The following is a 19,882-nucleotide window of genomic DNA, read 5'->3' as shown; positions in this document are numbered from 1 at the left end:
GGGTATGATTCAACTTCATCAAATTCATAAGCATTTTGGACAGCATCACGTGTTGAAGGGCATAGACCTGACGGTAGGCAAGGGAGAAGTCGTAGTGATCCTGGGCCCAAGCGGATCGGGGAAGTCCACGCTGCTGCGCAGCATTAATTTTTTGGAACAGCCGACCAGTGGTGTTATTGAAATTGACGGTGTAAAGGTCGATGCCGCCAAGGCGGGAAAAAAGGACATTCTCGGACTACGGATGGCAACGGCAATGGTATTTCAGCAATATCAGTTGTTTAAAAATTTGAATGCACTCCACAATGTGATGATTGGCCTGACCAGTGTGAAAAAGCTGGATCGTAAGCAGGCGAGAGAGATCAGTGAAGGCATTCTGGAAAAGGTCGGGTTAAAGGATCGTATGACCTATTATCCTGCCCAGCTTTCGGGTGGACAGCAGCAGCGAGTTGCGATTGCCCGTGCTTTAGCACTAAATCCACAGGTGTTGTTGTTCGATGAACCGACATCCTCACTTGATCCTGAACTGGTGGATGAAGTACTGTCCGTCATTCAAAAGGTGGCGAGTGAAGGCAATACGATGATTATTGTCACGCATGAGCTTGGTTTTGCGAGAGATGTAGCGGATCGGGTTGTACTAATGGAGCATGGCGTGATCGTGGAGCAGGGACCCGTGGAGCAGTTTTTCACCAATCCGAAGGAAGAACGGACACGGCAGTTCCTGGGCAAAGCGTTGGTACAGAGAGCGCCACAGGAGCAGCCTGTATCCCCATAAGAAGTACGTGGATGGGTTATAGGTATGTGCAGCGCTGTAGAGTTATTGCACCTATAGTAAAAAGCACGTTAGACAAGTCGCAGGAGGAAGGAAAGCCCGCGCTTGTTTGTCGTGCTTTTTTTGGCTCCTCATATCCCAAATTCTTTTCCATTGCAAAGTAGCTTATCACACTTATTCATGATAAATTCTAAGAACAATACAGTGAAGATGTAATCGGGAAGGAACATTGGCATATGAAAAAGGTTTTGTTCATTAATACCGGAGGGACCATTTCTTCCTCCTATCAGGAAAACGGCCTGACACCGACCCAATCGGCTGAAAATATTTTGGCGGAAATTCCGGAGCTGAAGGAGATTTGCGAGATTGATGCCCATAATCTGATGAGCATTGATAGCACAAATACACAACCTGAGGATTGGGCTTCTATCGCCCGGATGGTACATCGTTCGCTCGATCAATACGACGGTATTGTCATTGCACACGGCACGGATACGATGGCTTATACGGCTTCAGCCTTGAGCTTCATGCTGGGAACCGTAGACAAACCCGTCGTCGTGACAGGTTCGCAGGTTTCCATTTTGGCGGAGCACAGCGATTCCAAAAAAAATGTAATTGACTCATTCCTGACCGCATGTGGCAAGGTGGCCGGGGTTTTTGTCGTGTTTAACGGCAAAATTATTAACGGCAGCCGCAGCTCGAAGATCAGAACACGCAGCTATAATGCTTTTGAGAGTATTAACTATCCGTATATCGGACTCGTGGAGAACGGTAAGGTGGTCTATACGGAGGGCGTATTTGCAAATCGCGGTACCGCTCGTCACCCATACAACGACGGGTATGCTTCGGAGGTATTTCTGCTCAGGCTGATTCCGGGTACGAATCCGGCGATTTTCGATGCCATTCAGGGCTTGGGCTATAAAGGTATCGTCATTGAGGGCTTTGGTATGGGTGGCGTTCCTTTTAAAGAAAGAAGCCTGATCAGCAAAATCGAGGAGCTGATGAAGGACGGTATGAGTATTGTCGTGACTACTCAATGTCCTTATGAGGGCGGGGATTTGACGATTTACGAAGTGGGGCAAAAGGTACTGGAGAAGGGCGTTATTCCGGGGTATGACATGACAACGGAAGCGCTGGTGACGAAAATGATGTGGGCGTTGGGGCAGACGACCGACCCGGCAGGGGTAGCCAAGATTATGGCAACGAACTACGCGGACGAAGTTTCCTTGCCTGCGGATACAGCTTCCTTATAGGAAGCTGATTTCCGTAGATAAGAACAGGCATAAGAAAAAATACGGGGTTAACGCTGGGCTTGCCCCAGTCTGCTTTTAATCTCAACAGCCACTTTCAGCGCTTGTACAGCCGATTCCAGTGGAATCAGGCTTTCCGAATGTCCGCCAAAGCATTCAAGTGCATGATCCAAACTTTTTTCATATGGATTGGCAGATTCGAGGTTGATTTTTTGCTGTCCTGATGCGGTATACTCATATAATGCGGTAGGTATAAGATCGTTTTCGTCGCTTTCATGAAATACCAGCTTGGCCTTTTCAAAATAAGCCTCATAGGCCACTGTGAAAGGGTAGCTTCCCGGCATGTGGGATGAGGCGATGACTTCTGTGAATGTATCCCGATGCTGAAAGTGAGCCCGAACCTGTGCTTGTTCAGGATGGGTAACTTCTATACCCCAGACTGTATATGGATCACAGGGGCCTAATAGCCAGGTCAATAAATCCAGTTCATGAATCATGAACTGAGTAGGAATGGAGTTTAGTCCAAGATCCCCCCACAGAGGAGGCGTTTCTCTTTTCAAAGATAAGGAGATGAGCTTCCCGTATTTCTGTTGGCGGTATGCCTCATACAGATAGGTATAGGCGGGATCAAACTTAATGAACTGGTTGACCAGAATCTTTTTGCCATATTGCTTCTCAGCTTGTTGCATAAGAAGAGCGTCTTCGAGATCAAAGCAAACCGGTGTTTCACAAAATACATGCTTACCGTGCTTCAGCGCATCCACAGCATATGATCTATGCAGCTGGGAGGGCAGGCATAGATCGACGATATCCACGTCTGGGTCCAGCAGAATATCCTCTATATTTTGTGTGACTTCTACGTTTAGCTCCTCTTTCAGCTTTTGCAGCTTGGTTTCGTTCCTTCCAAATACCATGATTCTGTTTACTTTGGGATGGTTGTTTAACAGTGAGGCATGATACGCGCCGAATCCCGTCCCCAATATTCCAATATTCATCATCCATTACACCCCTTTAGTTCTATGATACACACCTATTACTGCCAACAGGGTGTCAACAATCTTTGCATCATCTTTTCAATTCGGGTTAACCATCTATTGTGGAGGTATGATTGTGAGACTGCATCGTTTAATCGCGATTTTATTATGTATCGAATCTAGAGGGAGAATGAAGGCCAAAGAATTGGCGTTGGCACTGGAAACCTCTGTACGCTCTATTTACAGGGACATCGATCTCCTGGCTGAAGCCGGCGTTCCGATTGTTACCGCATCCGGCCCGAAGGGCGGAATTTATTTAATGGAGGGTTATACGGCGAACCTGAAACAGTTGAATGGCGGGGATGTTATTCAGTTGTATTTAACAGGGATGGGCATTTATACAGGCGGGCCCACGGAATCGGGTTTGAAGTTAAAGAATGCTCTGCTCAAACTGGAACAGACGATGCCAGACCCGTATCAGTCCGATATTAAGAAAGCCAAAGCGCGGTTTTATTTTGATGATACGCCGTGGTGGACGGAACGTATAGCAATTCCTTGTCTTGAGGCCGTGAGAACTGCAGTGTGGGGATCACATAAAATAACCATTCAATATGAGAAAGCTGACGGAATCTGTTCTTCCCGTCATGTGCATCCCTATGGACTTGTGGTGAAAAAAGGAGATTGGTATCTCATTGCCTTCTGTGAAGTTGGGCAGGAGATTCGGACCTTTAAATGTGAGCGAATCAAGGAGGTTCTGCCGTCTGCGGAAGTCTTTGAGGTTCCGGTGGATTTTTCGCTGGAACATCATTGGATGAGGCAAGAAACCGCGTTTAAGCAGCTTTGTACAGAGAAAGAATACTATCCCGTTTTGATCCGAACGAATAAGAAGCAAGCGGGAATTATAGCGAAAAGAATGGAAATCATCCAGTCTGTACAGGAAGGCAATCATTTCATTCTAACGGTCAACATGTATAGTTATGAAGCGGCTTGTCGCGATGCTATGGATTGGATCGGTAGGGTTGAAGTTGTGGAGCCTGTAACACTCCGACAGTTTGTGAAGGAAGAAATTAACCGACTCCAGAGGATATATGGATAAATGATTAAAAAAACACCTGCCTAGGGCAGATGCTTTGCTTGTTAAGTCCAGGCCCAGAGAAATCCGTCACGATCCCATGCAATTCTGCCACCATGAAGCTTGCGGAATGCTTTTTTGATTTCTTTTTCCAGAGATACATGACCATGCTCGCTTATAAACACATACTGCTCTCCATACTCAGAGCGTACATATGCAATTGCATCTTCTTGTTTCAGGGTGCCCACTTCACGGATCTGCGCGACCATCCATTGTGCAATCTCTTGTTCTGTTGTAGGGGTGTTGTCCATTTGTCGCATCCTTTCCTGCGTACCGATTGGGTGTAGCTGTTCGGCTCACCTCCCCGTAGTATACGGCAATTCGGAGAATTATTGAATTTTTTGATATAAATTTACTTGAGCGGTTGGCTAAGTGGGCTTTCTTTTGTATAATTAAGGGAATATTCACGGGAATTTTCTTTTTTTGTATTGTAATCATGCAAGTAATCCCTGGGGGTGCCTGATTTGAAGGAAACAACCACAATTCGCGCAGAGCTGGAGCAGTACATCAGACGAGAAGGAATTACGATTAGTAAGTTTGGGGAGAACACAGGTATTAATGCAGGAACGATCAGTGCCATTATTAACGGTAATCGTCCGATTGCAATGCTGCTGTTGGATCGAATTGGTGCAGGCATGGGGCTTGAAGAAGGGAGCCTCTATGAGTTATACATTGATGAATTTATACGGAATACGGCACCGAATTGGCGACGGGTTCGTCCCTTTTTGCATCGCTGTGCAGAGCTGAACAAACTGGATTGTATTAAGCAAGTCGTGGAGTTTATGATGGACTATCTCATATACGCCCCAGCTTTGTTTGAGACAGCAGAAGAATTATTCAGTGAAGGTAAGTTCGAGGCTGCGGCAATTATTTATAAAAATGTTTCGGAAAGTGAGAAGTACCAACATTCAGAGCGTCTGGCGCTCTGCCAATACCGTTTATTTACGATTGCCGTTGGCGATGACCAGGACGAAAACTTATGGGCAGCCACACACTTTGAAAGCTTTGTGGAGCGATTGGGTGAAGCAGACCAACTGGATGCCTTAAGAGACTTGGCTAATACCTATGCCTCCTTGCGGCGTTGGGATAAAGTAGAGTGGTTTGCTGAAAAAATGGCTCAAAAAGCCAAGGTACAATACGAGCAAAAATACGGAAATACCAGAAGACCGGAGCGTGGCAAGGAACCTAAGGGTCCTTTGTTTATGTATATTGTATATTCTTACGTGCTGCGTGCCGGGGTGTGGGATGAGCGCGGGGATTATCAGAAGGCACTGGAATTTGTATCCCTATACTCTGATTTGAGCTGGGTGCAAGAGGATACGGAAGAAGCTCGGCGTTTAAAGGCCCTTTGTAGCAACTGGGCTGAGGCCAACGGGTATTTATATCAGTTGATGTCCGGCAGTCTGGATGTGATTCCACAGTATGTAGATTATTTGGAAAAAAACGAAGGCGAAATTCTCGTGGGGTTACATAAAATTATGGTAGCGGCCAACCGTTATGATTTTAATGTAGACCATGTACTGCAACGTTTTGAAAAACAAATTGAGGCATTTGCAGATCAGCATGTCAAGGTTGGCACTTATACGGAGCAAATGTCAGCAGATCTCTATGCACGATTTTTGGCAGAGATGGCTTGTTATGATCTCAACAAACATCGTTATACCAAAGGTATGAAATTCTTGCTTGAGAGCCTTTCTTATTCCGTCGTGCTGAATGGTAATCCTGTCACAATCAAATGTGTAGGATTATTTGAAAAGTATCGACATACTGCCACTTCTCAGGACAAAGAGGAATATAAAAACTTACTTGGAGAGGTAGAGTACATCCATGATAAAAAAGATCGTTTTTTCTCTGCTCGCATTTAATGTTTTTATCCTATTGAATTTTTCACCCGTTACCCCTCCTATGGAAGATCCTAGCGATGTCCACAGTCATGGGTTGGGGGGATGGGCATTTTCATCCCTTGATACATCTACTTGAAAAGATCTGGATTGTCGTAACCCAAAAGGTATCCTCTTGTGAAAAGAGGATGCCTTTTTTTGATGTGGAAGTGCATTTGAAGGAGCATTTTTGCCGTCAAGAGTGGGGAGCTGGAAGTTGAGCAGGTGGAAACCAGACATGACGCAGATCCACCCAGCCCTGACTGTTAAAAGATACGCCACGCACAGAAGGGAGATAGGCCGTCTGAACGGGCTTTTCATATAAAATATGCAGCTGGTGCTCATCCATGAGCCGAGTTTCGATATGTTCGAATTGCTGCGCCCTAACAGTATGATCGGCCTCCCGTGCAATTTCACGCAGCAGTCTTTCGATATCCACACGGCTATGAGGCTCCACATGCCCAGATACATTGAGATACAAGTCAAACAGGCGTAATTGCTCATCACGGTCACGAAAGAGAGAAAAGATGATTAAGTCTGACTCCATACGGATAGATGAGCTTTTGAATTCGTTCATAGATGCGGCCACGATGTTACAGGTATACCCACAGGATTCGAGCTGAGCCGCAACCCGGTCTGCGTCTGCTTTATACTCGGGAATGGTAGCAATTTGCAGCGCCGCCAGTGGTTCATAAGAATCGTTAGATGAATCCACTGCTGGAGGAAGGGAGCGATGATCCAGACATGCTACAATGCGGGCACGTATTTCCGGGTTACGCAGCGGCCCATCCTTGTGTGTATTACATGTGATAAATTTGCGTACCGAAGCCGCCGAGTGAATCTGGCTCCATGCGGTATCCGTATCTCCCGCCGATACGGGATTATGGATAATATGAAAAGAAGAAGCGGTGTCTTCCGTATCCGACGATTCCAGCTTAGTCGCCCATGGGAGTTGGACAATTTCCACTCGGTCCAGATGAGCTCGGCCTTGAAAATAAGGTGCGAAAGCCTCCAGTGTACACAGGCTTTCGTTCATTTCCGTGACTTTGAATGCCCCTGTACCGACAGGGCGGATGCCAAAGGCGGCTTCACCCACCTGATTAAGCTCACGCGGCACAATCGCAGCCCGGCTGGTACACAGGAAGGATAGAAATAGCTCGTTCGGCTCCTTTAGTACGAAGCGTACTATCGTTGGACTTAGCGCCTGGACGTGCTGAATTTGCCGGACGATAAAATGATAAAGTCTCCTTCCCGGCGCCCGACTCAGTCGCTCAAAGGTATAGACGACGTCTTCAGCGGTCAGTATTTTTCCGTTATGAAACAACACTTCTTTACGCAGGAAAAAGGTCCACTGTGTACGAGTGGTGTCCACCTCCCAAGCGTGCGCCAATCCCGGCAAAATCTCGCCGCTTTCGTTCGCCCGGCGGGCCAGACCATCAAAGACGTGGCTGGATACGAAGGACTCGGCGAGCCAGTTCAAATACAACGGGTCCAGCGTATAGAGCTGCTGGCGAATAGGCAGACGCAGCGTGTCGATCTGCTGCTGATCACTGCGCACCTCCGCGTGATGCCCAAAATAATTCAGCAGCCAGCCTTGCAAATGCTCCTGCATAGTGGAGGAGCGTGAATGAACTCGAATTTCATCCAGCGCGCGTTTGATATCATGGCGGTCTATGGCTTGCATCATGGATTGCACGGCAATGTCTTCCGGCTGAATGAGGAAGCGCAGACTGGAGCGGCGACCTCTGCCTCGGCGAGGAGTCCATTGTATCCAGTCGTGCTGCTCCATTTTCTGAATGATCATCAAGGCGTTGCGGTGAGTACAGTCAAAAATAGCCGCCAGCTCATCCAGCGTCGTCTCTATGGTATGGTTTTCGTCCTTGTCGTCAGCTGCGTGTGAGTGAAGCCTTAAAAATTGGGCATGGAGTTTCATTCAAGGTTGCTCCGTTTCCTCTATATTTGATTAAAAGCGTAGTCACTTTTATAAAATAGGAAATTTTGTTTGAATTAATTTCTCTTTATCTTCTTATTTTATCATCTACAATAAGGGTTATAAAGCATATTTGTGGAGGTATTTACCATGCATGACAAGATGAATGGAACGTCTTTGCCGAAAACGTCGTTTCTGTCCGCCTTTGCTGGCGCAATTGTGTTGGCGCTGGTTCATCAATATCTGTTTTACGGACATGGGCTGGGCGTGTCCATTCCAATTTTTGTTATTGGGTTTTACGCCTATATGTATGCCTTTAACCGAGATCGTTTCCAGCCCGGGTCATGGATAGGGCGTTTGCTGTTTGTGATCATTTTCATGCTGGCATTGACATACGCGCTGTTTAATAATCCGGTCCTGTACGTGTTAAATGTGCTGGCGATACCTGCTCTGATTAGCGTACATATGGTGCTGCTGTTTGGGGAGGAAAGGCATGGCTGGTCAGAACCCGGTATTATTGGTCAGGCGTTAAGCCATTGGTTTTATCAAAACTTTCGTCATATCGTGACCCCCTTTCGGATGGTCAAGACAGTAGCCCTTCGGAATGTAAAGGATGAGCGTAAGCGTGTATTGGGCAAAGTGATGATTGGTTTACTTATTGCCTTGCCGCTACTGTTCATTATCATATCTTTGCTGGCTTCGGCGGATGGGATGTTCGAAAAGTTGTTAGCTGGAGTACCCGAATGGATCGGAACGCTGTCCTTTGGGAATGGCATGCTGCGGCTGATCTGGACCTGCTTTTTCACCTTCTGTTTCTTCTGTTATTTGTGGGGATTTGTACAGCCTGCTCCGCGTAATACGCAGAGAGAGACCCAATCATGGCACGGGTTAAATGAGCGCACGAATGGCCAAACCACCGAGTATGATGGTCACTCTTCAGTGATGATTGACCGACCAACGGTGCCTTACCACGATCCGGTCGCGATCAAATTTGATCCTGTCATTACCGCTACGGTGCTGATTGTCATGAATCTGGTGTATGTTGTGTTCGTCGTGTTGCAGTTTGGATATTTGTTTGGGGCATGGGAAGGTGCTCTGCCCGAAGGAACCTCGTATGCCGAATATGCGAGGAGAGGATTCGGGGAGCTGGTTATGGTAACAGGTATTAACTTTGTGCTGATGATCAGTGTATTGAAGTGGACTGAATTTGGATCAGGTATAGTGCAAAAAATGAACAGCGGCCTGCTGTACATACTCGTGGGTTGTTCGGGTGTGATGCTGTATTCGGGATATACCCGGCTGGTTATGTACGAAGAAGCATACGGCTATACGTACACCCGCTATTTGGTACACGCGTTTATGATTTTTCTGGGCTTGCTACTGCTTATTGCAGCAATGCGCATTCATTTCCGTCAACTGCCGTTGGCGAAATATTATATTGTACTCGCTCTGGTCGCCTATGTCGTCGTGAACTATGTGGGCATTGATATACGGATAGCTGAAAATAATCTCGAACGGTATCGCACGACATCGGTGATAGATAAGGAATATTTGAGTGAGCTATCGGCGGACGCGATTCCGCTGCTGATTGACTTTAGCCGTAAGGAACATGGATCACTAGATGAGTTTTTACAAGCCCGTTTGACGAGCATGACGAGAGAAGAATCGGCTTGGCCTGAATTCAATTGGGCAAAGTATCGAGCGCAACGGGAATTGCACGACTATATTTTGGAATGAGAGGTGTTTGGGAATGATCGGAACAGAAACGGCACAGGGTATGGTACTGGAGCTACAGGATGAAATGTCACAGTATCAGCATCAGTTTGGTGTAAGACGGAACGATTTTCTCGTGGAGGCTATGTCTTACGGAATGAGTGAGGAGGAAGCTCGGTCTTATGCTATCCAGAGTATCGGTCCGGTCGTTCCCGTCGCCTATATGCCTACGTTGGCTCCCGGTAAAATCCGACCACTCAGTCCAATGCTGGCAGCGCGGTACCGATATGCGGGAGATTGGAAGGATATCGACGAGCATCTGCTCCTACCTGATGAAGTCCTGCGGATCGCAGGTACAGAGCAGTTCCGCAGCTGGATCAGCGATATGCGGAATTACTGGGTGGAATCGGCTCCATACCGATTCGGGGATGATCGTCTTTCGCTGCTGTCGGTTGCGAGCGAGGAAGAAGGTCACTTTTCCATGCTCGTCTGGAAGGAGCCTGGTGAAGAGCCTGAAGTATGGACGTATGCTTTGCAGCATGAATATCGATTCAGTCATCTGCTCCATTGGTTCAAGTGGCTGAACGGGCGCAGTGAAGAATGAGAGGTACAAATGATGAAAAAGAATCGTAATTGGATCGTGCTATTTATAGGCATCGCTCTGATGGTGGGGGCAGCAGACTATTTAACACAAACGAAGCCTACGACTACTCCTGAGCTTATCGTTCCAACCGTAATCAGTGAAGAAAGCCTTCAGTTATGAGAATGAAGTTAATTTTTTGTAGTATTACGTTGTTAAAGTAAGCCGGAAATCACCCTAATAGTTGAGAGGGAATGGAGGCCAACATCAATTGAATGTGGAGCCATTCAGATGTTCAAGCGACTCCGTTCATTTCCTCTACAACTTATATTCAGGGGGAATTTCAATGGCTAGAAGTGCAAGTACTTATGCATCTGTAATTGACAGTTTTAAGGTAGAAACGAACAAAAAGTATTCGCCAGTAGGTGGAACGAAGTGTAATATTTTTGCTCAAGATGTGATGTCCGCGATGTCGGCTGACTTACCAAGTGGCTTAGCCAATCAAATGGCTGATGCCTTACTGAATAAAAGGGCGCCGGGCTGGTACTCTGTAACCTTTCAGGATGCACAAAAAAGAGCCAATCTCGGGTATCCTACGATCGGGATCAAGAAAGAAGATGGTCATGGTCATGTAGTCGTTGTCAGACCGAAGGGTTCATCGATTACGATTTTGAAAGAGGTACAGGTTGCTCAGGCGGGGACCAAAAATTATAACAGTAATACCATCAACTACTCGTGGGTGGCAGCAGATCTACCTGGAGTGAAATTCTACACACACGACTAATTATATTCGATATATTGGAAATTTAATGACCCCGGAAGCAGATCCACTCGATCTGTTTCCGGGGTCGTCTTTTTTATTTTGAAACGGAATGTTTAGATACAATGAAAGCTTTGCCTGGCTTGATAAAAGCAACAGCATAGCCATTAGAGAAGGAGGAGGATTCGGCTCTGTACTCAAGTTTAGTCAGCAGTTGTCCTTGACGATTGATGTAACCGAATTTGCCGTCTGAGACGGATGATTGTGTTTGTTTACCGACTAAAGCAAAGCCTTCTTTGAACGGAGAGGCAACATCGTATTTTTGTTGATATTTAATGACCAGCGTTCCGTTTTTATCAATAAATCCGACTTCGTTTTTTGCATTTTTCACACTCGCCAGGCCTTCACTAAAATCCTGGGCATCCGTAAATTTAAAGGGAATCGCGACTTTTCCCTGTTTATTGATGAATCCCCATTTTCCCTTGGTATTTTGCACAGGGGCCAATCCTTCCGAGAAGTCTCCACCGGATTTATATTGAGGAGGAATGACTTCTTTCCCTGCTGTATTGATATACCCGTATAGCCCCTTGCTATTCTGAACAATAGCCAAGCTATCCGAGAAACCACGACTGTATTTGTATTTATAAGGAATCGCTAGTTGACCAGAGGCATTCACAAAACCGATCTTGCCAGTGTTAGGGGCGTAGGCGAGGGCCAGACCGTCTGTAAATACATATTCTGACTCCACATTTTCTTTAAAATGAGAAAGGATTTTTCCCGTTCGATCTATAATTGCATTTTCTTTAGTGTCTGCTATGGTAACCTTGGCTTTTCCTTCAGAAAAGAAATTGGCTTCGGTATATTGGCAAGGGATGACCAGTGCCCCTTTGGTGTTAATGTATCCATAGTGATTGGTTTTTGTATTTTTCACGACAGCTCGCTGCTCATGAAAATCACCAATGGGTTTAAGCTCGGCGGGAAGTGAGAAAGCTTTCTCTCCTTTGGAATTGTAATACACGAGGTTTCCAGCAGATGTTTCAGCGGCTAATAATCCATCATGAAAAGCACCATCGCTCAGCGGACGAGCAACGTTGTAATCCAGAGCAGTTTTAGAAACTTCAATGGTTGTTGTGCTGGATGCGGCCCAGCCTGTTCCAATAACAGAGAGGCTAGTAACCAGAATCAATGCAGCTAATCCTAACTTTTTTAACATGCATAAGCTCCTTTGTGAGTTGATTTTTTAACTTCAGGCTTCGGGAAATCTTATCCTCATACGTAAGGTCTTCCATAATATAGACGATAAAAATGTAGGAATGTTTCTTGATATTCTAAAATTTTCTAATTTTCATCTCAATAACCAGAAAGGGAGCAAGCTAATCGCTTGCTCCCTTTACACCTAAACCTGCCCTATATCTTTTGGATGCTTAACAGAGAGTTGCCGTTACGCATAAACTCATACGGAACCTTGGCCTCTGTCACCCGTAAGCCTTCTGCCTCCAGCTCAAGAATCAAACGATCTAGCAGATCGTAACGAGTTCCCGTTAAATCGGTCAGAGGAAAAATGCGAACTTCCTCTGAAGCCACTCGCAGCAGTTCGTGTACCGTATTCTTATGAAACTCATAGTCGAGTCGATCACTATACATAAACAGAAAATGGGCAGACAGCACGATATTAAACTGTTCATCTTCAAAGGGAAGCTCCGGCAGTACCGCAGCAACGTAGCGTTCCGGGTGCTTCCTCATATCCTGCGTGCAATCCTGGAGTGCTTGATGGCGCAGCTCGCTAAGCCCTTGCATATCTCCATAACAGCTCCAAACATAATTATCTTTTGCACGTTCTAGCGTTTCCATTGCATGCTGAATATCCAATAGGCCTTTGCGTTTCAGATCATCAATCTTGTGGTCGTGCGGCCGATGAACACGACCCGGTCCAACTCTTGCTTGGTTTTACTTTGATTCTTCTCATCTCTACTCATCTCTTCTCACCTCAGCTATTCTTTGGCTACGGAGAGGCTATCAAGTTTACTCCGTAAGCTCATGTTAACATTTTACAGAATCGAATAACATATCATTGGCAGAACCTCTTATAGTGAAAATCGATTACTATTGAGGGATTAAAGTTAAGAGATCATGTTCATTTTTAAGAAAAAAAAGTGAAGAAGTAGTGTTATTTTTAAAAAAGTCTATACATATATATTAAATGTATAGACAAATCAAAAGACTGGATTTATAATTACGCTGTAAACGTTTTCTAGTACTTAACATCCAATCAGACCTTGAAGGGAAGGAATAATCATGAAGAAAATTTTACTGGCTTGCAGCTCAGGTATGTCTACAAGTTTGCTGGTTACTAAGATGCAGGATTATGCTAAGTCCATTGGGGACGAGGCTGAAATTTGGGCAGTAGGTCAAGATCAGGCGGCAGAAGACATGGCTAAGGCTGACGCAGTATTGATTGGCCCGCAAATGAGTTTTCTTAAAGGACAGCTGGAAAAGGAAGCAGCCCAATATGGTATTCATGTAGAAGTGATTGACATGATGGCATACGGGATGGTTGACGGTAAGAAAGCCTACGAACAGGCCGTGAAGCTGGTGGAACGCAAAAATGGATAAAGTCAATATAGCTGAACTGACGGAAGAGCAAATTAGTTTCCAACTTATTCTTCATAGTGGAAGCGCTCGCAGTAAAGTAATTCAGGCGCTGACCGAATACCGAAATGAGAATGTAGAAGGTGCGGACGAACTGCTCAAACAAGCCAAGCAGGATTTACGTGCTGCGCATGATATCCATTTTCAAATGGTTAAGAAGGAAGCGGGAGGTACCCAAACTCCTTTCTCGCTCCTTCTAATGCATGCCGAGGATCATCTGATGTCCACGGTTACCATGAAGGATCTGGTTCTAGAATTGCTGGAGCTGTTCAAATCCAGAAATTTATAACGGAACATGTAAGTTTGTGAAATTTGGGACATGAAAAGCTTGCAACCCTATTGATGCAAGTCACTTCGCGGGGAGGAATAGGCTTTGTTTGAAAAATTAAGCCGGATACTGATACCTATTGCCGGTAAACTGAACAACAACCGCTATCTTACTGTACTGCGTGATGCATTTATGCTGTCATTTCCATTAACTGTTTTTGGCTCCATTATCGTCGTTATTATCAATCTGCCGTTTCTAAAAGGGTGGATGGGCGACGGCAATTATGCGACTTTTAGCAGTCTGCTGAACATTGCGCCTAATGCCACACTGAATATCATGACCTTATTTGTAATCGTCGGGATTGGGTATTATTTATCTCGAAGTTATAAGGTCGAGCCCATATTCGGCGGGATGATTGCGTTGGCCAGTTTCTTGATGCTCACCCCGTTTGTGCTGACACAAGAAAGCGGTGCCACGATTGCTGGTGTCATTCCGGTTGATCGGATCGGTGCCAAAGGCATGTTCCTTGGTATGATCGTCGCTTTTATCGCGGCTGAGATATACCGAAAGGTGACGCAGCGAAATTTTGTCATTAAAATGCCTCCAGGCGTTCCGCCGGCAGTTGCCAAATCGTTTGCTGCTTTGCTTCCGGCATGTATTACATTGGGCATATTTTTGATCATTAATGTTGTAGTTACACTGACCCTTCATAATAACCTGCATGACCTGATTTATCATGCTGTACAGGCACCTCTGGTGCATTTGGGCAGTGGCATTATACCTACATTGATTGCTATTTTCTTTGTTCAGCTTTTATGGTTCTTTGGGCTTCATGGTCAAATTATTATTAACTCGGTTATGGACCCAATCTGGAATACGCTGGCACTTGAAAACTATGAAGCGTACTCCAAAGGAGCAGAACTACCGCATATCATCACTAAGCAGTTTGTGGATATTTACACCGTAGGTATCGGTGGTACAGGTATGACACTGGCTGTCGTGCTTTCGATTCTGATCTTCCTGAAGAGTAAGCAATTGAAGCAGGTCAGTAAGCTGGCCCTTGGACCGGGTCTGTTTAATGTCAACGAACCCGTCATATTCGGTCTGCCGATTGTGATGAATCCGCTTATTTTTGTTCCATGGGTTATTTCTCCAATGATCGTTACGCTGATTACTTACTTTGCCATGACCACCGGGATTGTGCCGCCGCCAAACGGAATACAGGTTCCTTGGACGATGCCGTTGTTCTTTAGTGGAATGATGGCTACGGGCTCCCTGATGGGTGGCGTGCTGCAGTTGTTTAATATGGCTGTCGTCTTTGTCATCTGGTTCCCGTTTCTGAAAATTATTGATCGGATGAACGTTCGTAAAGAGCAGGAAGAGGAGCTTAGCCAAGCAGCCATTGCAGGTAAGGATCAAACTGTTGGAATGTAATGTGAATAAGCTGCTAGATTAGCAGCTTATTCATGCAAAAGAGAGAGGAGTAGAGCTGTGAATCATACCGAAATGAAAGATATAGAGCAGCAAACCATTCAATACCGTTTTCCATCCGACTTCTGGTGGGGTTCCTCCGCTTCGGCTACCCAAACAGAAGGAACCGTGGAGGGAGACGGCAAAGGACCGAACATTTGGGATTATTGGTTTGAGCAGGAGCCGAACCGTTTCTATGATGGGGTTGGCCCTGCCGATACGTCCCGTTTCTATACCCGTTACAAAGAGGATATTGCACTCATGAAAGAGCTTGGCCACAACTCTTTCCGGTTCTCTATTTCCTGGTCACGCCTGTTTCCGGCAGGGAAAGGTGCAATAAACCAGCAGGCGGTTCAATTCTATACTTCCGTCATTGAGGAGTTGCAGCAGGCGGGTATTGAGCCGTTTGTGAATCTGTATCATTTTGATTTGCCGATGGCTTTACAGGAAAATGGAGGCTGGGTGAACCGGGAGACGGTCGAAGCTTACGTGGATTACGCTAACACTTGCTTTGAGCTATTCGGGGATCGTGTAGCCAAATGGTTTACGCATAACGAGCCGATTGTCCCGGTGGAAGGCGGCTATCTATACGATTTCCACTATCCGAATGAAGTGGATTTCGGTAAAGCTGTACAGGTGGGATATCATACTCTGTTATCGAGCGCGAGTGTCATTAAGGCTTACAGAGAGGGCGGTTATAAGGGCAAAATCGGAATTATTTTGAACCTGACGCCGACTTATCCGCGTAGTCAGCATCCGGCAGACGTGCAGGCTGCTGAAATATGCGATGCGTTCTTTAACCGTTCCTTTTTAGACCCATCTGTGACGGGAGAATTCAATCCTTTGCTCGTGGAGCTGTTACGCCAAGAGGGATATGTACCAAGCATGGAAGACGGAGATCGGGAGATTATACGCCAGGGCACTGTGGACCTGCTGGGGATTAACTATTATCAGCCGCGCAGAGTCAAGGCTCGTGAAAGTCTGCCGAACCCGGATGCTCCTTTTGTGCCGGAACGTTTCTTCGATTATTACGTCATGCCTGGCCGCAAGATGAATGAGATGCGGGGCTGGGAGATTTATGAGAAAGGCATTTACGACATTCTGACCAATGTCAGAGAAAATTATGGCAACATTGAATGCTTCATTTCAGAAAACGGAATGGGTGTTCAAGGTGAAGAAAAGTTCAGAGATGAACAGGGTATGATTCGCGATGACTATCGCATTGATTTTATCCGTGAGCATCTTAAATGGGTCCAACGGGCCATCTCAGAGGGCTCCAATGTGAAGGGCTATCACTTATGGACGTTTATGGACAACTGGTCCTGGACGAATGCTTATAAGAATCGCTATGGTTTTGTGTCTGTCGATCTTCAGAACGGTGGCAAGAGATCCGTTAAACAGAGTGGGCACTGGTTCAAACAGGTGATCGAGAATAACGGATTCTAAGGTGGTCCTCTGGACCGCCTTTTTTTCTTCATCATCGTCATAGAACTGTGCTGTACGCCGCTGGTGAGAAAGTATAATGTTCGGTATACTTACTTATACCGTAATACCTTAACGTCCCGCCTGCAGAACAAAAAAGAACCAGCGCTACCGATGTTTTGGTAAAATGCTGACATAAAATAATTTTTAGTACAGGTGGTAGACAGATGAACAAATACGAGCGGATTGCACAAGAGGTCAAAGAGCGGATTATGAATAAGACCTATAGCAGTGATGATCCGATTCCCGATGAGATCTCACTGGCAAAAGAGTTTCGTGTAAGTCGGATGACGATTAAGCGGGCATTGGACACATTGGTGATGGACGGGTTGCTAAATCGTAAAAGAGGACATGGAACATTTATCGTCAAATCGGTTCACAATGGCCCTGTTAACGTCGTCGTAAATGAAATGCTGGGGTTAACCAACGTATTGCGCGGGAAAGAAATCAAAAATAAAATCGTCGCCTTTGACGTTCAATTTCCATCCGAAGAGGTAGCGACCCATCTATTTATTGATGCCAATTCTCCTGTATATCATGTGATTCGTCTGCGTGTCGTGGAGGGTGAGCCCTATGTTATCGAGCGCACATACATGCCTACGAAGCTGATCAGCGGTATTACAGAGGAGGTGCTGTATGGCTCGGTGTACAAACACATTAAGGAGGAGTTGGGACTTAATATTGTCGGTTCACACCGTACCATCCGGGCATCCAAGTCGACGGAACTGGATCGGGAGCATTTGGACTGCGCAGCGGATGATCCAATCTTGGAAATTGAGCAGGTGGGTTATCTGGATACAGGTATACCATTTGAATACTCGTTCTCGCGGCATCGGTACGATAAATTTGTGTTTACCACAGTGAATCGAATGCGTTGATTAGTAAAAAAAATAAGCATAAGGGTTCGAGCTACATATTCTCGAATCCTTGTGCTTTTTTGTGTTTACAATAAGTTTAAGGGAAAATGAGATGCTTTATTTTTTACAATAAGCAATAAAACTTTCTATCCATTGTATGGTTATAGTTTCGCGTAAAATAGCACCATCTAATACAAGATAATCGCCAAAATTATCACTATCAAGAGGAGGAATAGTTTCATAACGTTCTTTATTTTTGCGTAAATGTTCCAGCCTATCTTGATGTTGAAGCAGCTGATGTTCCAACAAATTTAATCGGGTTGTTATATCCAGATGATTAGAAAAATACATTCTCAGCCTAAACACATCTTTGGGAGTGGGTTCAATAGGCTCTGCTTTTCTTAGCCATTGTAAAAAATCTTCTTTGCCTTTCTCCGTAATCGAATACAATTTTTTTTCTAAAATTTCTCCGCTAATTTGGATCTCGTAGACGATAAGTCCCTCATTAAGCAGTTTTTTTAATTCTGGATAGATCTGACTATGCTTTGCAGTCCAAAATTCGCCTAAATCTTTACTGAATTCTTTACCTATATCATAACCAGTCATAGGTTCTTTATTTAACAAGCCCAGAATGGCATATTTTAAAGTTCTCATAAGGCATTCTTCCTAACATTTTCGTCGTTTATTGGTTAAGTATAACATATTTAGCGAGTCCACAATAAGATTGATATATTATTGAAAACATATTTAATAAAACATATAACTACATACATGTTTCTGTTGATATATTGCAAAGCGCGTGTTAATATTATTTCGAAATATGTGAATGATTTCACAATACAACGACGAGGGAGAAGAAGATCTCAGTGGAACTTACAAAAAAGAGATGGATTATTCTGATTGCAAGCTGTTTTATTAATCTGTGTATTGGATCAATTTACGCGTGGAGTGTATTTTCTGCCCCAATGGCAGAATATTTGAGCAGCGTCACAGGACTTAGTTTAACACCGGGGAATTTGGCTATTGCATTTACGATTACAAATTCGGTAGGTCCTATCACGATGATTTCAGGTGGCTGGATTAATGATCGATTCGGGCCCAAGAAAGTGATCTTTGTAGGGGGCTTGCTATTTGGAGGCGGTATGATTTTATCAGGATTTGCAACATCTGTAGGTTACCTGGTATTGGCTTACGGTATCGTACTCGGCCTAGGAACGGGAATGGTTTACGGATGCACAATTAGCAACTCTATTAAGTTTTTCCCTGACAAAAGAGGATTAGTTGGCGGTATAACAACGGCTGCTTATGGAATAAGCTCAGTTATTATACCTCCTATTGCCAATAGTTTAATCAGTAGGTCTGGTGTGACATCAGCATTCATTATCATCGGTATAGCATTTCTTATTATTGTATGTGCTGCTTCTTTCTTCATTGAGAAATGTCCATCTGACTTTGTTCCTGCAGGATGGACACCCAAGACTGTAAATGTTGGCCGTTCTATTCAGAACGACAAAGACTGGAAAGGCATGCTCTCAAGCCCTCTGTTTTATATCATGATCTTGTTATTAATGTGTGGTGCTTTTGCCGGACTCATGTGTACATCACAAGCTTCTCCTATAGCTCAGAAAATGATTGGTATGTCTGCGGCAGCCGCTACGACAGTTGTTTCCGTATTGGCATTGTTTAACACGGGCGGACGAATCGTTGCAGGCTATATTTCGGACAAAATCGGTCGAATCAATACCCTGGCTTTTTCTTCTGTCTTTTCGGTCATAGGACTCACATTGCTTTATTTTTCAGGCGAAGGTAGTGTGTTGACATTCTATATTGGTATTTCAGTTATTGGTTTATGTTTTGGTGCACTGATGGGGGTATTTCCTGGATTTACTGCCGATCAGTTTGGTGTGAGAAATAATAGTGTGAATTATGGAATTATGTTTATTGGATTTGCAACAGCAGGATACTTTGGCCCATCGATTATGAGTCATGTTTACAGCACAGACAGTAGCTATCAGAGAGCCTTTGTCATTGCGGCCGTACTTGGCATAACCGGACTTGTTCTAACATTTGTATATAAGTTCACTACCCGAAAAAATCAGAAGATGGCTGTGGATATGAATCAGAAAGCTATCAATTAACCCATAGCAATAAATACAGATAAGGAGCAT

General features: G+C 44.9%; 20 protein-coding genes. 14 read left to right on the top strand and 6 right to left on the bottom strand.

What is annotated here, in order from left to right:
- Positions 1–4 precede the first annotated feature (4 nt).
- Positions 5–772 carry an amino acid ABC transporter ATP-binding protein gene (locus tag MHI21_RS24805; RefSeq protein WP_029518797.1) on the top strand — a complete coding sequence of 256 codons (768 nt, stop codon included), beginning with the start codon at positions 5–7 and terminating at the stop codon, positions 770–772.
- A 233-nt stretch (positions 773–1,005) separates the two neighbouring features.
- Positions 1,006–2,022, top strand: a complete 1,017-nt coding sequence (locus tag MHI21_RS24800; protein WP_341162747.1) for an asparaginase — start codon at positions 1,006–1,008, stop codon at positions 2,020–2,022.
- 47 nt (positions 2,023–2,069) lie between these two features.
- On the opposite strand, the gene MHI21_RS24795 is transcribed toward MHI21_RS24800, so the two are convergent.
- Positions 2,070–3,017 (bottom strand): Gfo/Idh/MocA family oxidoreductase, encoded by a 948-nt coding sequence (locus MHI21_RS24795; RefSeq protein ID WP_342419079.1) that lies wholly within the window; start codon positions 3,015–3,017, stop codon positions 2,070–2,072.
- 112 nt (positions 3,018–3,129) lie between these two features.
- On the opposite strand from MHI21_RS24795, the gene MHI21_RS24790 reads away from it, so the two are divergent.
- Positions 3,130–4,089, top strand: a complete 960-nt coding sequence (locus MHI21_RS24790; RefSeq protein WP_342419078.1) for a WYL domain-containing protein — start codon at positions 3,130–3,132, stop codon at positions 4,087–4,089.
- Positions 4,090–4,130: 41 nt separating this feature from the next.
- Here the strand turns inward: MHI21_RS24790 and MHI21_RS24785 are convergent, their stop codons facing one another.
- Positions 4,131–4,376, bottom strand: a complete 246-nt coding sequence (locus MHI21_RS24785; RefSeq protein ID WP_013312611.1) for a hypothetical protein — start codon at positions 4,374–4,376, stop codon at positions 4,131–4,133.
- Between the two features lie 213 nt (positions 4,377–4,589).
- On the opposite strand from MHI21_RS24785, the gene MHI21_RS24780 reads away from it, so the two are divergent.
- Entirely contained in the window at positions 4,590–5,990 is a 1,401-nt protein-coding gene (locus tag MHI21_RS24780; protein WP_328801250.1) for a transcriptional regulator, read from the top strand.
- Between the two features lie 211 nt (positions 5,991–6,201).
- Here MHI21_RS24780 and MHI21_RS24775 read toward each other — a convergent pair whose 3' ends face one another.
- A complete protein-coding gene (locus tag MHI21_RS24775) occupies positions 6,202–7,938 on the bottom strand; it encodes an ABC transporter substrate-binding protein (protein ID WP_342419077.1) in 1,737 nt (578 codons plus the stop codon).
- 147 nt (positions 7,939–8,085) lie between these two features.
- On the opposite strand from MHI21_RS24775, the gene MHI21_RS24770 reads away from it, so the two are divergent.
- From MHI21_RS24770 to MHI21_RS24755, 4 genes are all read left to right on the top strand, one after another.
- Positions 8,086–9,672, top strand: a complete 1,587-nt coding sequence (locus MHI21_RS24770; RefSeq protein ID WP_342419076.1) for a DUF4173 domain-containing protein — start codon at positions 8,086–8,088, stop codon at positions 9,670–9,672.
- Positions 9,673–9,685: 13 nt separating this feature from the next.
- Positions 9,686–10,252 (top strand): hypothetical protein, encoded by a 567-nt coding sequence (locus MHI21_RS24765; protein WP_160788297.1) that lies wholly within the window; start codon positions 9,686–9,688, stop codon positions 10,250–10,252.
- Between the two features lie 9 nt (positions 10,253–10,261).
- Positions 10,262–10,411, top strand: coding sequence for a hypothetical protein (locus MHI21_RS24760; RefSeq protein ID WP_180984554.1), 150 nt, complete (start codon positions 10,262–10,264; stop codon positions 10,409–10,411).
- Positions 10,412–10,574: 163 nt separating this feature from the next.
- Positions 10,575–11,012, top strand: coding sequence for a hypothetical protein (locus tag MHI21_RS24755; RefSeq protein ID WP_328801247.1), 438 nt, complete (start codon positions 10,575–10,577; stop codon positions 11,010–11,012).
- Positions 11,013–11,085: 73 nt separating this feature from the next.
- Here MHI21_RS24755 and MHI21_RS24750 read toward each other — a convergent pair whose 3' ends face one another.
- Together MHI21_RS24750 and MHI21_RS24745 are read right to left on the bottom strand one after the other, a co-directional pair.
- Positions 11,086–12,201: a WG repeat-containing protein gene (locus MHI21_RS24750; RefSeq protein ID WP_341162753.1), complete on the bottom strand. Its 1,116-nt coding sequence runs from the start codon at positions 12,199–12,201 to the stop codon at positions 11,086–11,088.
- A gap of 194 nt (positions 12,202–12,395) precedes the next feature.
- On the bottom strand, positions 12,396–12,839 hold the full coding sequence (locus tag MHI21_RS24745; RefSeq protein WP_342419075.1) for a hypothetical protein: 444 nt from the start codon (positions 12,837–12,839) through the stop codon (positions 12,396–12,398).
- A 444-nt stretch (positions 12,840–13,283) separates the two neighbouring features.
- Between MHI21_RS24745 and MHI21_RS24740 the strand changes: the two genes are divergently transcribed.
- From MHI21_RS24740 to MHI21_RS24720, 5 genes are all read left to right on the top strand, one after another.
- Positions 13,284–13,601 carry a PTS sugar transporter subunit IIB gene (locus MHI21_RS24740; protein WP_013312603.1) on the top strand — a complete coding sequence of 106 codons (318 nt, stop codon included), beginning with the start codon at positions 13,284–13,286 and terminating at the stop codon, positions 13,599–13,601.
- Positions 13,594–13,926, top strand: a complete 333-nt coding sequence (locus tag MHI21_RS24735; protein ID WP_013312602.1) for a PTS lactose/cellobiose transporter subunit IIA — start codon at positions 13,594–13,596, stop codon at positions 13,924–13,926. The genes MHI21_RS24740 and MHI21_RS24735 overlap by 8 nt, the downstream gene beginning before the upstream one ends.
- Before the next feature lie 84 nt (positions 13,927–14,010).
- Positions 14,011–15,339 (top strand): PTS cellobiose transporter subunit IIC, encoded by a 1,329-nt coding sequence (gene celB, locus MHI21_RS24730; protein ID WP_023990964.1) that lies wholly within the window; start codon positions 14,011–14,013, stop codon positions 15,337–15,339.
- Positions 15,340–15,411: 72 nt separating this feature from the next.
- Positions 15,412–16,821: a glycoside hydrolase family 1 protein gene (locus MHI21_RS24725; protein WP_341163753.1), complete on the top strand. Its 1,410-nt coding sequence runs from the start codon at positions 15,412–15,414 to the stop codon at positions 16,819–16,821.
- Positions 16,822–17,024: 203 nt separating this feature from the next.
- Positions 17,025–17,735: a GntR family transcriptional regulator gene (locus MHI21_RS24720; protein ID WP_023990962.1), complete on the top strand. Its 711-nt coding sequence runs from the start codon at positions 17,025–17,027 to the stop codon at positions 17,733–17,735.
- Positions 17,736–17,831: 96 nt separating this feature from the next.
- On the opposite strand, the gene MHI21_RS24715 is transcribed toward MHI21_RS24720, so the two are convergent.
- On the bottom strand, positions 17,832–18,368 hold the full coding sequence (locus MHI21_RS24715; protein WP_341162755.1) for a PadR family transcriptional regulator: 537 nt from the start codon (positions 18,366–18,368) through the stop codon (positions 17,832–17,834).
- Positions 18,369–18,580: 212 nt separating this feature from the next.
- On the opposite strand from MHI21_RS24715, the gene MHI21_RS24710 reads away from it, so the two are divergent.
- Complete coding sequence (locus MHI21_RS24710; protein ID WP_023990960.1) at positions 18,581–19,852, top strand: OFA family MFS transporter; 1,272 nt, start codon at positions 18,581–18,583, stop codon at positions 19,850–19,852.
- The last annotated feature ends 30 nt before the right edge of the window (positions 19,853–19,882 follow it).

Origin of the sequence: Paenibacillus sp. FSL H8-0168, assembly GCF_038592955.1 — a bacterium.
GTDB lineage: Bacteria > Bacillota > Bacilli > Paenibacillales > Paenibacillaceae > Paenibacillus > Paenibacillus polymyxa_B.
Note: the sequence above shows the minus strand (reverse complement) of the source record. Positions and strands in the feature narration are given on the sequence as shown.

Bases quoted from the DNA above. Each gene is read 5' to 3' on its own strand.
- MHI21_RS24805 (WP_029518797.1), top strand. From the start codon at position 5: ATGATTCAACTTCATCAAATTCATAAGCATTTTGGACAGCATCACGTG.
- MHI21_RS24800 (WP_341162747.1), top strand. From the start codon at position 1,006: ATGAAAAAGGTTTTGTTCATTAATACCGGAGGGACCATTTCTTCCTCC.
- MHI21_RS24795 (WP_342419079.1), bottom strand. From the start codon at position 3,017: ATGATGAATATTGGAATATTGGGGACGGGATTCGGCGCGTATCATGCC.
- MHI21_RS24785 (WP_013312611.1), bottom strand. From the start codon at position 4,376: ATGGACAACACCCCTACAACAGAACAAGAGATTGCACAATGGATGGTC.
- MHI21_RS24775 (WP_342419077.1), bottom strand. From the start codon at position 7,938: ATGAAACTCCATGCCCAATTTTTAAGGCTTCACTCACACGCAGCTGAC.
- MHI21_RS24770 (WP_342419076.1), top strand. From the start codon at position 8,086: ATGCATGACAAGATGAATGGAACGTCTTTGCCGAAAACGTCGTTTCTG.
- MHI21_RS24765 (WP_160788297.1), top strand. From the start codon at position 9,686: ATGATCGGAACAGAAACGGCACAGGGTATGGTACTGGAGCTACAGGAT.
- MHI21_RS24760 (WP_180984554.1), top strand. From the start codon at position 10,262: ATGATGAAAAAGAATCGTAATTGGATCGTGCTATTTATAGGCATCGCT.
- MHI21_RS24755 (WP_328801247.1), top strand. From the start codon at position 10,575: ATGGCTAGAAGTGCAAGTACTTATGCATCTGTAATTGACAGTTTTAAG.
- MHI21_RS24750 (WP_341162753.1), bottom strand. From the start codon at position 12,201: ATGTTAAAAAAGTTAGGATTAGCTGCATTGATTCTGGTTACTAGCCTC.
- MHI21_RS24745 (WP_342419075.1), bottom strand. From the start codon at position 12,839: ATGGAAACGCTAGAACGTGCAAAAGATAATTATGTTTGGAGCTGTTAT.
- MHI21_RS24740 (WP_013312603.1), top strand. From the start codon at position 13,284: ATGAAGAAAATTTTACTGGCTTGCAGCTCAGGTATGTCTACAAGTTTG.
- MHI21_RS24735 (WP_013312602.1), top strand. From the start codon at position 13,594: ATGGATAAAGTCAATATAGCTGAACTGACGGAAGAGCAAATTAGTTTC.
- MHI21_RS24725 (WP_341163753.1), top strand. From the start codon at position 15,412: ATGAAAGATATAGAGCAGCAAACCATTCAATACCGTTTTCCATCCGAC.
- MHI21_RS24720 (WP_023990962.1), top strand. From the start codon at position 17,025: ATGAACAAATACGAGCGGATTGCACAAGAGGTCAAAGAGCGGATTATG.
- MHI21_RS24715 (WP_341162755.1), bottom strand. From the start codon at position 18,368: ATGAGAACTTTAAAATATGCCATTCTGGGCTTGTTAAATAAAGAACCT.